The 13606-nt window shown below is 74.4% G+C and carries 15 protein-coding genes and 1 tRNA gene; 3 read left to right on the forward strand and 13 right to left on the reverse strand.

Features of this window, described 5'->3' with window-relative positions:
• Window positions 1–61: 61 nt before the first annotated feature.
• Together ACFSJS_RS05230 and ACFSJS_RS05235 are read right to left on the reverse strand one after the other, a co-directional pair.
• Complete coding sequence (locus tag ACFSJS_RS05230) at window positions 62–1633, reverse strand: MDR family MFS transporter (protein ID WP_465269791.1); 1572 nt, start codon at window positions 1631–1633, stop codon at window positions 62–64.
• A gap of 220 nt (window positions 1634–1853) precedes the next feature.
• Window positions 1854–2189 (reverse strand): hypothetical protein, encoded by a 336-nt coding sequence (locus tag ACFSJS_RS05235; protein WP_380897240.1) that lies wholly within the window; start codon window positions 2187–2189, stop codon window positions 1854–1856.
• A gap of 402 nt (window positions 2190–2591) precedes the next feature.
• Here ACFSJS_RS05235 and ACFSJS_RS05240 point away from each other — a divergent pair, with 402 nt between their 5' ends.
• The gene (locus ACFSJS_RS05240; RefSeq protein ID WP_380897242.1) at window positions 2592–2798 is read left to right on the forward strand and encodes a hypothetical protein; all 207 of its coding nucleotides are present in this window, start codon (window positions 2592–2594) and stop codon (window positions 2796–2798) included.
• 144 nt (window positions 2799–2942) lie between these two features.
• Here ACFSJS_RS05240 and ACFSJS_RS05245 read toward each other — a convergent pair whose 3' ends face one another.
• The 7 genes from ACFSJS_RS05245 to ACFSJS_RS05275 form a co-directional block, all read right to left on the reverse strand.
• Window positions 2943–3794 carry an RNA polymerase sigma factor SigF gene (locus ACFSJS_RS05245; protein ID WP_380897244.1) on the reverse strand — a complete coding sequence of 284 codons (852 nt, stop codon included), beginning with the start codon at window positions 3792–3794 and terminating at the stop codon, window positions 2943–2945.
• 202 nt (window positions 3795–3996) lie between these two features.
• Complete coding sequence (locus tag ACFSJS_RS05250) at window positions 3997–4815, reverse strand: RNA polymerase sigma factor SigF (protein ID WP_380897245.1); 819 nt, start codon at window positions 4813–4815, stop codon at window positions 3997–3999.
• Window positions 4816–5093: 278 nt separating this feature from the next.
• Complete coding sequence (locus ACFSJS_RS05255; protein WP_380897247.1) at window positions 5094–5279, reverse strand: hypothetical protein; 186 nt, start codon at window positions 5277–5279, stop codon at window positions 5094–5096.
• 192 nt (window positions 5280–5471) lie between these two features.
• Window positions 5472–5558 (reverse strand) — tRNA-Ser (locus ACFSJS_RS05260).
• A 10-nt stretch (window positions 5559–5568) separates the two neighbouring features.
• Window positions 5569–6171 carry a tRNA adenosine(34) deaminase TadA gene (gene tadA, locus ACFSJS_RS05265; RefSeq protein WP_380897249.1) on the reverse strand — a complete coding sequence of 201 codons (603 nt, stop codon included), beginning with the start codon at window positions 6169–6171 and terminating at the stop codon, window positions 5569–5571.
• Between the two features lie 104 nt (window positions 6172–6275).
• On the reverse strand, window positions 6276–6815 hold the full coding sequence (locus tag ACFSJS_RS05270) for a tRNA adenosine deaminase-associated protein (RefSeq protein ID WP_380897251.1): 540 nt from the start codon (window positions 6813–6815) through the stop codon (window positions 6276–6278).
• Window positions 6816–6944: 129 nt separating this feature from the next.
• Window positions 6945–7355: a hypothetical protein gene (locus ACFSJS_RS05275; RefSeq protein WP_380897253.1), complete on the reverse strand. Its 411-nt coding sequence runs from the start codon at window positions 7353–7355 to the stop codon at window positions 6945–6947.
• A 96-nt stretch (window positions 7356–7451) separates the two neighbouring features.
• On the opposite strand from ACFSJS_RS05275, the gene upp reads away from it, so the two are divergent.
• Window positions 7452–8087 (forward strand): uracil phosphoribosyltransferase, encoded by a 636-nt coding sequence (gene upp, locus ACFSJS_RS05280; protein ID WP_380897255.1) that lies wholly within the window; start codon window positions 7452–7454, stop codon window positions 8085–8087.
• A gap of 40 nt (window positions 8088–8127) precedes the next feature.
• Here the strand turns inward: upp and ACFSJS_RS05285 are convergent, their stop codons facing one another.
• From ACFSJS_RS05285 to ACFSJS_RS05300, 4 genes are all read right to left on the reverse strand, one after another.
• Window positions 8128–8847: a LytR C-terminal domain-containing protein gene (locus ACFSJS_RS05285; RefSeq protein WP_380897257.1), complete on the reverse strand. Its 720-nt coding sequence runs from the start codon at window positions 8845–8847 to the stop codon at window positions 8128–8130.
• 126 nt (window positions 8848–8973) lie between these two features.
• A complete protein-coding gene (locus ACFSJS_RS05290) occupies window positions 8974–9270 on the reverse strand; it encodes a type II toxin-antitoxin system VapB family antitoxin (RefSeq protein ID WP_162466166.1) in 297 nt (98 codons plus the stop codon).
• A 215-nt stretch (window positions 9271–9485) separates the two neighbouring features.
• A complete protein-coding gene (locus ACFSJS_RS05295; RefSeq protein ID WP_380897593.1) occupies window positions 9486–10979 on the reverse strand; it encodes a M28 family metallopeptidase in 1494 nt (497 codons plus the stop codon).
• Window positions 10980–11246: 267 nt separating this feature from the next.
• Entirely contained in the window at window positions 11247–12530 is a 1284-nt protein-coding gene (locus tag ACFSJS_RS05300; protein WP_380897260.1) for an FAD-binding protein, read from the reverse strand.
• Between the two features lie 220 nt (window positions 12531–12750).
• Between ACFSJS_RS05300 and ACFSJS_RS05305 the strand changes: the two genes are divergently transcribed.
• Window positions 12751–13584: a patatin-like phospholipase family protein gene (locus ACFSJS_RS05305; RefSeq protein ID WP_380897262.1), complete on the forward strand. Its 834-nt coding sequence runs from the start codon at window positions 12751–12753 to the stop codon at window positions 13582–13584.
• Window positions 13585–13606: the final 22 nt, after the last annotated feature.

Below are 13606 nucleotides of genomic sequence, written 5' to 3' on the forward strand. Positions count from 1 at the left end.
GGCGCGAGCGCGCCGGGGCCTTCGCATGCTGCGGGAGGCGGGGCGGAAGCTGCTTTGGAGGTCAGGCCGGGGTCTTCTCCGTCCGTTCCGCGGGGTCCGCGGGGTCCGCGGGGTCCGCGGTGCCCCGCGAGGGGTCCAGCACGGTGCGCAGCGGCACCTCCTTGACGAACAGCACCAGCAGCAGGGCCAGTACCGCGACCGGGGCGGCGTACAGGTAGATGTCGGCGACGCCGTGGCCGTAGGCGCTCTCCACGACCGTGCGGACCGGGGCGGGGAGCGCGTCCAGGTCCGGAATGGCGCTGCCGTCGCCGCCGGTCGCGCCCTCGGAGCGGATGCCCAGCTCCGCCATGCCGTCGGCGACGTAGTCGGTGATGCGCTGGGCGAGCACCGCGCCGAGCACCGAGACGCCGACCGCGCCGCCGAGCGAGCGGAAGAAGGTGAGCACGGAGCTGGCCGCGCCCAGTTCGGAGAGGGCGACCTGGTTCTGGGTGGCCAGGACGAGGTTCTGCATCATCATGCCGATGCCGGTGCCCAGCAGCGCCATGAAGACGGCTATGTGCCAGTACGGGGTGTCGTACCGCATGGTGCCCAGCAGGCCGAGCCCGGCGGAGAGCAGGACACCGCCCGCCACCAACCAGGCCTTCCAGCGGCCGGTGCGGGTGATCACCAGCCCGGAGACGGTGGAGGAGACGAAGAGCCCGCCGATCATCGGGATCGTCAGCACCCCGGACATCGTCGGCGACTCGCCGCGGGCCAGCTGGAAGTACTGGCTGAGGAAGACGGACGCGCCGAACATCGCGATGCCGACGAAGAGCGACGCCAGCGCGGTGAGCGTGATGGTGCGGTTGCGGAAGAGACCGAGGGGGATGATCGGCTCCGCGGCCCGGGACTCGACGAGGACGAAGGCCGCGCCGAGGACGACGGAGGCGCCGACCATCGCACCGGACTGCCAGGAGAGCCAGTCGTAGCTGTCGCCGGCCAGCGTCACCCATATCAGCAGCAGGGAGACGGAGGCGGTGACCAGGAAGGCGCCCAGCCAGTCGACCTTCACGTCGTCGCGCCTGACCACCGGCAGGTGCAGCGTCTTCTGGAGCACGAGCAGGGCCAGGACGGCGAAGGGCACGCCCACGTAGAAGCACCAGCGCCAGCCGAGCCAGGGGGTGTCGGTGATGACGCCGCCGAGGAGCGGGCCGCCGACGGTGGCGACGGCGAAGGTGGCGCCCAGGTAACCGCTGTACCGGCCGCGTTCACGCGGGGGGATCATCGCGGCGATGATGATCTGGGAGAGCGCGGCCAGACCGCCCGCGCCCAGGCCCTGCACCGCGCGGAAGGCGATCAGGGTGCCGGTGTCCTGCGCCAGGCCGGCGCCCGCGGAGGCCAGGACGAAGATCACCAGCGCCAGCTGCACCAGCAGCTTCTTGCTGAAGAGGTCGGCCAGCTTGCCCCACAGCGGGGTGGAGGCGGTCATGGTCAGCAGGGCCGCCGTCACCACCCAGGTGTAGGAGCTCTGCCCGCCGCCCAGGTCCGAGATGATCTGGGGCAGGGCGTTGGAGACGACCGTCGAGGACAGGATCGAGACGAACATGCCGAGCAGCAGCCCCGACAGCGCCTCCATGATCTGCCGGTGTGTCATGCTCGCCGTTTCGGCGTCCTGATCGGTGCGGGAGGGGTCGTCCCGCCGCGCCTTCGGTGGTGTGGACGTGGCCATGCGCTCCTTGCCTTCTGTCTCTTCCGGTTCGTTGCGTCGTGTCCTCCGCCGCGCCGGTTCCGGACCGTGCGGCGGCCGCGCCGCGGGACCGGTGCCGGGCACGCACCCTCGGGGGCGCGCCCGGCACCGTCCCGCGGCGCGCCGTTCAGACGTCCGGGGCGGGGTGTGGGGCGGTGCTGCGGGCGCTCCCGGCGCCGCGGGGGCCGCCGCAGTCCGCCCGCAGCCGCGCCGGCGGTTCGGTGAGGCGTCCGGCGTCCCCGGCGGACCGGTCCGCCAGGTGCCGGACGGGTGCCCCGCTGGTGCGCTCGTGCATCTCGGCCAGCGGCGTCCTGCCGTCCCCGGTCGGCCGCAGCAGCCGGATCCGGCCGCCGCGGGAGTCGGGCCGCCGGTCGATCCGGCCGCGGTCGACGGCGTGTGCCACGTGGCGGCCGGTGGCGGACGCGTCGGTGCCCATCAGGTCGGTGAGCCGGGTCGTCCGCATCCCGCCGTGCCGCCTCGGCAGGCCCGGCGCGGCTGCCGGGGGAGACGGGCAGCCGTGCGGCACGGCGCGAGCCGGCTCCCGCCGGACCGTACCGACGAGGCCGACCTCTCGGGCCGGTTCACCGCAGGGGACGGCCGCGGAGGCGGCGGTCGTGGGAGCGGGCGGGGAGGTGGGAGCCGCCATCACCGACCTCCTTCCCCCGTACGGCCGCCAAGTTTGTTGCTTAGGGCAAGCATATGTTTCGTTGGTGTCCCCAAGCAAATGAAATCGGGCGTGCAGGGGCAAACAGTTCGTCAAGGCTGGGTGGACCGCTCGTCAAGTGCCGGTGACCGCCGTGCGGGGCGGTGCGTGCCGTCCGGGCGAGGTGACCGGCTACCGCCGGGTTCGCTAGGGTCCGGAGGCATGGCTCACAACCCCCATGCACCCCAGGGCCCGGCCGGCAACCACGACCCGGCCGGAAGCACTCAGATGTTCCGCGCCTTCGTCGACGACGACGGCCCGCGCCCGCCTGCCGCGACCCCCTCCTCCGGGCCGCGGGTCGGTCTGATCGTCGGGATCGTCGCCGCTGTCGCGGTCATCGCCGCCGTCGTCTGGTTCGCCCTCTCCTGACACCCGGCGCCGCACCGTCCCGCGGGGCCGGGCGGCGCCGGAACGGGGACAGCCGCCGGACGGCTCTCCACTCCGTCCCGGCGGCTGTCCACCCGTGTGCGCGAGGTGTGCCCGGCGGCCGGGCCCTTCCTCCGCCGTGCCGCGTCACTCCTCCGCGACGAGGCCGTCCCGCAGCTGCGCGAGCGTGCGCGTCAGCAGCCGCGAGACGTGCATCTGCGAGATGCCGACCTGCTCGCCGATCTGCGACTGCGTCATGTTCGCGAAGAAGCGCAGCATGATGATCTGCCGTTCGCGCGGCGGCAGTTTGGCCAGCAGCGGCTTGAGCGACTCGCGGTACTCCACGCCCTCCAGCGCGCTGTCCTCGTACCCCAGGCGGTCCGCGAGGGAGCCCTCGCCGCCCTCCTCCTCGGGGGCCGGGGAGTCCAGCGAGCTGGCCGTGTAGGCGTTGCCCACGGCGAGCCCGTCCACCACGTCCTCCTCGGACACCCCGAGCACGGCGGCCAGCTCGGCGACCGTCGGCGACCGGTCGAGCTTCTGGGACAGTTCGTCACCGGCCTTGGTGAGCGCCAGACGCAGCTCCTGCAGGCGCCGGGGGACGCGCACGGACCAGGAGGTGTCGCGGAAGAAGCGCTTGATCTCGCCGACGACCGTCGGCATCGCGAACGTCGGGAACTCCACGCCGCGTTCGCAGTCGAAGCGGTCGATGGCCTTGATCAGGCCGATGGTGCCGACCTGGACGATGTCCTCCATCGGCTCGTTGCGGCTGCGGAAACGGGCCGCCGCGTACCGCACGAGCGGGAGGTTGAGCTCGATGAGGGTGTCGCGGACGTAGGCGCGCTCGGGGCTGTCGGCGTCGAGTGCGGCCAGCCGCTGGAAGAGGGAGCGGGAGAGGGTGCGGGTGTCGATGGCGTCGCAGTCTGCGGGAACGTACGGCGCTTCGTCGGTCTGCTGCTCGGGCTCGGCGAGCACCTTCGAGCTGCCCAGTTCTACGGACATGCCACCCCCTTGAGGTCGCGGACGGGTCGCGGCGGCACCCTCGGACGCGAGGGAGGCACCTCTCGGTGGATACCGGCGGCGCCGTCGCGGCAAACGCAGTTCTCGCAGAATGTCACAAGTGGGCAACACGACGTAGCCCCTTGTCGATAAAACTGCACTGCTGGGGATGGGGATGCGCCCGAACGTGTGTCACCCGCGGGAGTTACACGTCGAGGGGATTTGCGGCACGCAGACGGGCGAAGCTCCGGGACAGCAGCCGGGACACGTGCATCTGGGAGACGCCCAGCTCGGCGCTGATCTGCGACTGCGTCAGGTTCCGGTAGTAGCGCAGCAGCAGGATGCGCTGCTCGCGCTCGGGGAGCTGGACGAGCAGGTGCCGGACGAGGTCGCGGTGCTCGACGCCGTCCAGCGCCGGGTCCTCGTAGCCGAGCCGGTCGATGAGCCCGGGCATGCCGTCCTCCCGCTCCTGGGCGGCCTCCAGGGAGGTGGCCCGGTAGGCGCGGCCGGCCTCCAGGCAGGCGAGGACGTCCTCCTCGCTGATCCGCAGCCGCTCGGCGATCTCGGCGGTGGTGGGGGAGCGGCCGTGCAGCACGGTCAGGTCCTCCGTCGCACTGCTGACCTGCACCCACATCTCGTGCAGCCGCCGGGGCACGTGGACGGTGCGGACGTTGTCGCGGAAGTAGCGGCGGATCTCGCCGACGATCGTGGGCATCGCGAACGTCGGGAACTGCACGCCCCGGCCGGGGTCGAAGCGGTCGATGGCGTTGATCAGGCCGATGGTGCCGACCTGGACGACGTCCTCCATCGGCTCGTTGCGGCTGCGGAAGCGGGCGGCGACGTAGCGGACGAGGGGGACGTTGGCCTCGATCAGGGCGGCGCGGACCCGCTCGTGCTCGGGGGTGCCGGGCTCCAGACCGGAGAGGCGCTCGAAGAGCACCTGCGTCAGGGCGCGGGTCTCGGCGCTCCGACGGCTGGGGGCCGACCCGGGCGGGGTCTGGGGAAGGGTCTGCGTGGCCGCCACCGTTCGTCCAACCCCTTCAATTGACTCATCCGGCAAAAGCGGTCATAGCATCACAAGTTATATGCACCATGTGCAAGCACCGTATAACTCCGTGTTGTTGCGGTTGCGCGCACGGCCGCCCCCCGTCCGGGGCACCCCCCGGAGCGCGGGGGAGGGAACCGGGCGGGGAAGGGACGGGAGGAGGGGCCCCGGCGGGCCCGGGCCGCCCCGCCGGCCGCGGAGTGCCCGGCGGGCGGTCGGGGCGGTCCCGGTGCGGGCGGAACGGCGGGAGGAGGCGGTCAGTTCACCAGCTCGGTCATGAAGGCGCCGATGCCCTTCGCGGCGTTCGATATGCCCTCGAAGCCCACGCCGACCAGCTCGGCGGCGCGGTCGGGGGAGGAGATGATCGTGTACAGGATGAAGGCGAGGAGTGCGTAGAGCACGGTCTTCTTCGCGTCCACAGTCGTCCTGCCTCTCCCGAACATCCCCGAGTGCCCTCGAACACAAAGACCCGCCCAGGCGGTCGCGAGAGTCTAAACCGGCACCGCCCCGTCGTCCCAGGGTTCTGGGGAAGGCGGGGCGCGGCGCCCGGCGCGGCCGCGGCGGGGACGGGAGCGGGACACCGGCCCGGACACGGCGGAGGGCCCCCTCGTGGCGAGGGGGCCCTCCGGTTGCCGCGGTAGCGGTGGGATTTGAACCCACGGTGGAGTTGCCCCCACACTCGCTTTCGAGGCGAGCTCCTTCGGCCGCTCGGACACGCTACCGAGGGAGAGCTTAGCCCACGGGCGGCCGTGCTCCGAAATCGGTGTCCGCGGCGGTGTCCCGGCGGGTCCCGGGGCCCTTGCCGGAGCCGCGGAAGAAGCCGGTCAGGAGGGCGGCGCACTCCCGCTCCAGCACCCCGGAGACCACCTCCGGACGGTGGTTGAGCCTGCGGTCCCGCACGACGTCCCACAGCGAGCCGGCCGCGCCCGCCTTCTCGTCCACCGCCCCGTAGACCACCCGGTCCACGCGGGACAGCACGATCGCGCCCGCGCACATCGTGCACGGCTCCAGCGTCACCACCAGCGTGCAGCCGGAGAGCCGCCACTCCCCGAGCGTGCGGGCGGCCTCGCGGAGCGCGAGGACCTCCGCGTGCGCCGTGGGGTCGCCGGTGGCCTCGCGCTCGTTCCGGCCGCGGCCGAGCACCGCGCCGTCCGGGCCCAGGACGATCGCGCCGACGGGCACGTCACCGGTGGCCGGGGCCCGGCCGGCCTCCTCCAGGGCGCGGCGCATGGCCGGCCGCCACGGATCGCGCAGCGGATCCCCCGGAAGGGCGGGTGCGGAGGGACCGGCCGCGGCGGCGGCCGGTTCGAGCGGTTCGGGCGGCGGAACGTCCATGGCTCCAGTGTCCCGCCCCCCGCCGGCCGCCGTACGGGCCCGCCGCCTCGCGGGCCGCGCCGCCCGGCCGCGGACCGTGCGGACCGGGCCCCGTGCGCCGCCGCCTACCGGACGGCCTCCAGCATGTCCGTGCAGCCGAGCGCGTCGGCGATCTCGCTCAGCGCGTCGTGCGAGGTCAGCGAGAGGAGGTCCTTCTCCCCCAGGCCGAAGTCGGCCAGCAGGCCGGTGTCGCCCACCGGACCCGCCGGGACCGAGCCGACGGCTTCCGCGCCGTCCTCGTCGTCCTCGTCGCCCTGCACGGGATCGCCGTCCTCCGTGCCGTCGAGGTCGACGAGCAGGTCGAGGTCGTCCCCGTCGTCCGGGTCGCGGCCGAGGAGTTCGTCGGTGAGCAGGATCTCCCCGTACGAGCTGCGTGCGGCCGCGGCCGCGTCCGACACGAAGATGCGAGGATCGTCCTCGCCCTCCACACGGACGACGCCGAACCAGGCGCCCTCCTGTTCGATGCAGACCAGGACCGGCTCGTCGTCCTCAGCGGCCTCCCGGGCCAGGTCGGCGAGATCGGCCAGCGTCTCGACCTCGTCGAGTTCCGTGTCGCTCGCTTCCCACCCGTCTTCGGTGCGCGCGAGCAGTGCGGCGAAGTACACCGTGACTCTCCCACTGGTTTCAGGTGCCCGAGTGCTGACGGGACCGCGCCCCGCCCAATCGGAATCGTGGCAGAAACCGGCGCTTCGCGAGAGGTCTTCGGCTGTGCGGCGTGTGGGTGTTGCGCGTCTCTACCAGCGGAATGTTCTCATCCGCATCGCCTGCCGCATGCGCGCGGCGCGGGCGCGGCGTGGCTGGACCCTCTCGCGCAGGGCCTTCGCCTCGTTCAGTTCGCGGAGGAAGACCGCCCGCCGGCGGCGCCGCTCCGCGTCGCTCTCGGACTCGCCGGGGGGCGGGGGGCCCGCGGCCCGCTCCCGCTGCTCCCGCTGCCTCTCCCGGAGGTCCGGCCGGCTCCGTCCGGCCCGGTCGCCCGGGGCGGACGCACCGTCCGCGCCGTCCGCGCCGTCCCGGCCCGGACGCGGGGCCTGCCGGCTCCGGCGGCCGAGCCGTTCCTCCCGGCCGGTCCGCTCCCGCCCGGACCCGCGTATGCGCGCCCGGCGGGCTCCGGGCGCATCGTCCTGCTGTTCCCTCGGTTCGGGCATACGGCCACACCTCCGGTCACACCCGTTCACTCTCCCCCGAAAAGCCGCCTGTACGCCAGTGCGACCGCCTCCGGTGCCTCGGGTTACTGTCGGGGCATGCGGATTCACGTCGTCGACCACCCGCTGGTGGCGCACAAACTCACCACGCTGCGCGACGAGCGCACCGACTCACCCACCTTCCGGCGGCTCGCCGACGAGCTGGTGACGCTGCTGGCCTACGAGGCCACCCGGGACGTGCGCATCGAGCCGGTGGACATCACCACCCCGGTGACGCGGACGACGGGCGTGCGGCTCTCCCACCCGCGTCCGCTGGTGGTGCCGATCCTGCGGGCCGGGCTGGGGATGCTGGACGGGATGGTGCGGCTGCTGCCCACCGCCGAGGTCGGCTTCCTCGGCATGATCCGCGACGAGCGGACGCTGCAGGCGTCCACGTACGCCACCCGGATGCCGGACGACCTCTCCGGCCGCCAGGTGTACGTGCTGGACCCGATGCTGGCGACGGGCGGCACGCTGGTGGCGGCGATCCGCGAGCTGATCAGGCGCGGCGCCGACGACGTCACGGCGCTGTGCCTGCTGGCCGCGCCCGAGGGCGCGGAGCTGATGGAGCGCGAGCTGGCGGGCACGCCGGTGACGGTGGTGACCGCCTCGGTCGACGAGCGGCTCAACGAGGACGGCTACATCGTCCCGGGCCTCGGCGACGCGGGCGACCGCATGTACGGGACGGCGGGCTAGCCGGCCGGCGGCCCCGCGGCCCGGCCGGCCGGAGCGGCCGTCAGCAGGCCGAGGGGGACGGCGAGGGCGAGGGGGCGGCGAGGGCCGCCAGGGCCTTGCGCGCGGCCTTCTCGGCGGCCAGGCCGTCGAAGGCGTCGCCGATCACCAGGTCCACCACGGTGCCCGCGGCGGCCTTCCCGGCGCCCGGCTTCCCGGAGGCGTCCGGGGACGCGGAGGGCTTCGGGGAGCCGCCGCGCCCGGCGGCCCTGGTCTCCGCCTGGGGAAGCTGGGTGCGCAGGACGTCCAGGGCGCCGCTGCCGTACGCGCTCGGCGGCCCCATCAGCAGCCCGGCCTCCTTGACCTTCTTGTCGAGGGAGGCCGGGGCGTTGGCCACCTCGCCGATGCGGAAGCCGCGCTTCTCCAGCGCGTCCGCGGTCTTCCTGGCCAGGCCGCCGCGGGTGGTGGCGTTGTAGACGTTGACCGTGATGGCCGAGGGCTCCGGCAGGGCCCTCGGCGAGGGCGGGGAGCCCCCCGCCGCGTCCTTCCCCCCGGTCCCGCGCTCGCAGTTCCGGCCGTCGGAGGCGAGCTGCACCGAGGTGCCGCCGCCGGTGAAGGTGTCGTAGAGCTGCACCGTCCCCCAGGAGAGCACTCCGAGGGCGGCGGCCGCCGCGACCGTGACGGCGGCGATCCTGCGGCGCCTGCGCGGGCGCCGCATGCGCGGGTAGCCGTCACCCGTGATGCGGTACTTGCCGCCCATGCCGGGAGGAGTGAGCATGCTCATGGGCGCAGCGTAGTGCGGAGAGGCCGTAATGCCTACTAAACGATCAATGCACGCACCGCAGTCCGCCCCGAAAGGGTCAACGCGGGCACCCGGGACGGCCGGGAGCCGGTCCGTCCGGGAGCGCCGTCAGTCGAGTTCGAGCACGCGCGCGTGCAGCACCTGCCGCTGCTGGAGGGCCGCCCGCACGGCGCGGTGCAGTCCGTCCTCCAGGTAGAGGTCCCCGTTCCACTTCACGACGTGGGCGAAGAGGTCGCCGTAGAAGGTGGAGTCCTCGGCGAGCAGGGTCTCCAGGTCGAGCTGGCCCTTGGTGGTGACGAGCTGGTCAAGGCGCACCGGCCGGGGGGCGACGTCCGCCCACTGACGGGTGCTATCCCGGCCATGGTCCGGGTACGGACGCCCGTTTCCGATTCGCTTGAAGATCACACGGAAAGCCTACCGGCCCGGCGCCCGAGGGCGCAGCCTTCCGTCCGCGGGTCGGCGCGCACGTCCGGTCCCGGCGCCTCCGCACAGCTCCCCGTACCGGCCGCCGCGCGGGGGCGGTGCGCGGGAGCGGCGCGGTGCGGAAGGCGCGGGACGACGGGGCGGGCGCCCGGAGCACGTGCTCCGGGCGCCCGCCGCCGCGATCCCCGCCCTCCGGATCAGGCGGTGAGGTCGTGGTCGTGGTCGTGCAGGCCGCCGCCGCTGCCCGCGGTGCCCCCGGTGGGCTCGAAGGGCACCTCCTCGGCGAGGGAGCCGGTGTCCCAGGCGTAGACGCCGACGGCGTGGGCGATCACGTCGACGTTGGCGTCCAGCGCCTTCCGGTTGACGTTGCGCAGGTCGTCGCAGGCCTGGTGGTAGCAGGCGTCGTACGCGACCCCGGCCTCACCGCCCCACAGGGCGGCCTCCTCCTCGGTCTTGACGCCCTCGGCGCCGGTGAAGGTGCCGCCGGCGGGGATGCCCACCTCGATGAACGGGCCGTAGTCGGAGCGGCCGGTGAAGTCGGTGCCGCGCGGCTCGTGGCCCTGCGCGCGCATGAAGGTGTTGATCGCGTGCTCCAGCTGCGCCGACCCCTGCGGTCCCGGACCGGCGCCGACACCGTCGGAGTCGTCGCCGTCGTAGACGAACAGGCCGTAGTTGGGCGAGGCGATCATGTCGAAGTTGAGGTAGAGGGCGATCCGGTCGCGCTCGGCCGCGGAGAGGCCGGCCACGTAGTGCTCGGCGCCCTGGAGGCCCAGCTCCTCGGCGGACCACAGGGCGAAGCGCACCTTGTTGGCGTGCTCGCCCTTCCGGTCGGCCCTGGCGAGCTGGAGGGCGGCCTCCAGGATGCCCGCGGAGCCGGAGGCGTTGTCGTTGATGCCGGGGCCCTCGGGGACGGAGTCCAGGTGGGCGCCGAACATCACCACGTTGTCCGGGTCGCCGCCGGGGGTCTCGGCGATGACGTTGGGCGTGCGGCGCGTCTCGTGGAACTCGCGGACCTCCAGGTTGACGGTGACCGTCCCCCGGGCGGCGTCGGCCGCCAGCGCCTCGCCCGCCTCCCGGGTGATGCCGCCGGTGGGGATGCGCCCCGCGGAGGCGTCGCCGAGGGTGCCGTTGAGCGCCCCGTCGGTGTTGTTGTAGATGACCGCGGCGACCGCGCCGGCGTCGGCGGCCGCGGCCTGCTTCTCGGCGAAGGAGCAGCCGCCGCGCTGGATCAGGGCGATCCTGCCGGTGTAGTCGCCGGACGCGAAGTCCCCGGCGGTGCAGCCGCTGGTGCCGTCCGCGTCCACGGGCACGGCTGCGACGGGCGCCTCGATGCCGCCCTCGGGCGTGCTCTTGGTGTACGTCATCAGCGTGACGGGGACGTCGCGCTCGGCGGGGGTGAGGACCGTCAGCCGCTCCGCGAGCGTCTCGCGGTAGACGAAGTCGAAGTTCTGGTAGGTGACCTCGTAGCCGGCGGCCTCGAGCAGCGCGCCCGCGTACGTGGCGGACCGAGCGTGGCCGGGGGTGCCGGCGGCGCGGTTCCCGCCGTTGCGGTCGGCGATGGCCTGGAACGCCTTCAGGTGCCGCATGGCGCCCTCGGCGCTCGCCCGCCCGACCAGCTTCCGCGCCAACTGCTCACCCCTCTTCCCGGGGTCGGGGGCGGCCGAGGCGGTCGTGGCGGAGGCGGTGAGCATCAGCGGTGCGGCGAGCGCGGCGGCCGCGACGGCCGCGAGGAGTCTGCGCTTCCCGTCCCTGCGGGGAGGTGCTTGCACGGGAGGTTCCTTCCGGTACGACAGCGGGGACAGAGCTGTTCGTCGTGAGGGACCGCGTGTCCGGGTTGCGGACGCGGTGGAAGGGAAGGTAGCGACTGGCCGCCCCGGTGGGAATAAGCCGGACGGAACTGGCCCGGTACGGGGGAGCCGTTGCGCCCGTGCGCCGTCGGGCGCTCGTCCGCGCGCCGGTCAGTCGCCGGCCCGGACGGCCTCCCGGCCGCCGTCTTCCCCGGCTGCGAACCAGTGGTCCACCAGCGCGTTGCGGAAGGTGCCCGACGGGTCGTACCGGCGCATCAGGCCGCGGAAGTCCTCCCAGTGCCGGTAGGAGGCGCGCAGCACCCGCGGATCGGTGGAGGAGAGCTTCCCCCAGTGGGGGCGCGCACCGAAGGGGGCGAGCGCCTCCTCGACGCGGAGCAGGACGGGCGCGACGGCGCGGGAGTCGGACGTCCAGGTGAAGTGGAAGGCGACGCTGTCGCGGCCGTGGGCGGGGCTGAGCCAGTGCGGGTCGGCGGCCACGGTGCGTATCTCGGAGACCTGCAGGACGGGGGCCAGCAGCGGGCCGAGCTCCCGCAGGGCGGCCACCGCCCCGCCGGCAGCGGGGCGGGGCACGAAGTACTCCGACTGCAACTCGTCCCCGGCGCTGGGCATGAACCCGGCGCGGAAGTGGGGGAGCCGCTCGTCCCACGGTCCGGGGACGCCCAGCTGCTCGGTGGCGTTCCCGGTGGGCATGCCCTCGATGGGGTGACGGGGGCCGTCGGCCCGCCGGGCGCCGGCCGCGGCCAGGTCGGGCAGCGGGTCGCCGGCGCGGCGCTTGACCCACACCCGCACCGAGTCGGCCCAGTCGGTGAAGACGCTGACGCTGTAGGCGGCTTCGAGCACCTCCTGCGGGCGCTCCGTCAGCACCTCCCAGGGCAGCCCCTCGTGGACGTGCTGCTCGACCTCGAACGCCGGGCAGGTCTCCACGGTGAGGGCGGTGACGACACCGAGGGAGCCGAGCGAGACGACGGCGCCTTCGAAGTCGTCGTCGCCCCGCGTCAGGACGGTCTCCCGGCCGTCGGCCGTGACCAGCTCCACCGAGCGCACGGCGGCGGCCAGGGTGCCGCCGGTGTCACCCGAGCCGTGGGTCCCGGTGGCGTAGGCGCCGGCGAGGGTGAAGTGCGGGGTGGACGGCAGGTTCGGCAGGGCCAGCCCGTGGCGCCGCAGCACGGGGCACAGCTCGGCGAACCGGGTGGCGGCGCCGACCCGGACCGTCCCGGCCGCGGAGTCGACCTCGGCGGTGCGGGGCAGGTCGTCGAGGCTGACCAGGTCGCCGGTGGTGTCGGCGATCCGGTTGAAGGAGTGGCCCGAGCCCAGCACCCGGACGCGGTCGCTGCCGGCGACGATCTCCCGGAGCTGCTCCGGCGTCGCCGGCCGGTGCAGGGCGCGGGCGGCGAACCGCACGTTCCCGGCCCAGTTGGTCTGCTGCGCGGCCATGGTCTCTCCTGCCTGTGGTGCCCGTGGTGCGTGCGTCCGGCGCCCGGGGGCTTCGCCGGGCGTTCCGGTCGTGCGAGCGTACGCCAGGTGCCGGAGGGGCCCCGGGCAAGTGTGGAGTTGTCCCCGCTTTCGGTGCTACGGTCTCGAAGGAAGCGGGGACTACTCCTCGTTTTGCTCGGGCGCGGGCCGGGGGAACGGCCGGAAGGGCGGGGGGAGCGGCATGGGCGGGAAGGCGCTGGTGCTGGGCGGCGGCGGGTACACGGCGGAGGGCTGGGAGGCCGGGATCCTGGCCGGGCTGGCCGAGGCCGGAGTGGACCTCACCGACGCCGACCTGGTGGTCGGCACCTCGGCGGGCGCGATCCTGGGCGCGCGGGTCGCGTCCGGGACGCCCCCGGCGGAGCTGTTCGCGCAGCCGCCGGCCCGGCGGGGGGAGGAGCCGGCCGTCGAGGTCCCGTTCCCCGTCGTCCTGCGGTTCCTGTGGGCGGCGCTCGTCTCCCGCACCCCGGAGGCGGCGGCGCGGCGCCTGGGCCGGGTGGCGCCGGCCGCCCGCACCGTCTCCGAGGAGGAGGCGCTCGCGGCCATGCGGGCGATGCTGCCGGTACGGGACTGGCCCGACCGCCCGCTGCACGTGGCCGCCGCCGACGCGCACACCGGCGAGGTGACGGCCTTCCACTCCGGCAGCGGAGTCGGCCTGCTCCGGGCGGTCACCGCCGGCGGCACGCTGCCGGGGGTGTGGCCGCCGCTCGACATCGGCGGACGCCGGTGGGTCGACGGGGGAGTGCGCTCCACCACCAACGCCGACCTGGCCCGCGGTCACCGGCGGATCGCGGTCCTGGCCCCGGTCCCCGGCGGACCGGGCGTGCCCGCGGCCCGGCACGCCGCCGAACTGCGGGCGGGCGGCGCGAGGGTCGTCCTGCTCACCCCGGACGCCGCCGCCCGCCGCGCCTTCGGCCGCGACGCCCTGGACCCGGCGCGCAGGGAGGCCGCCGCACGCGCGGGCCGTGCGCAGGCCGCCGCCTGCGCACGGGCCGTGGCCGAGGTGTGGCTCGGCTGAGGGACGGACCGGGCCGGCCGGT

Origin of the sequence: Streptomyces desertarenae (assembly GCF_042681365.1) — a bacterium.
Lineage (GTDB): Bacteria > Actinomycetota > Actinomycetes > Streptomycetales > Streptomycetaceae > Streptomyces > Streptomyces desertarenae.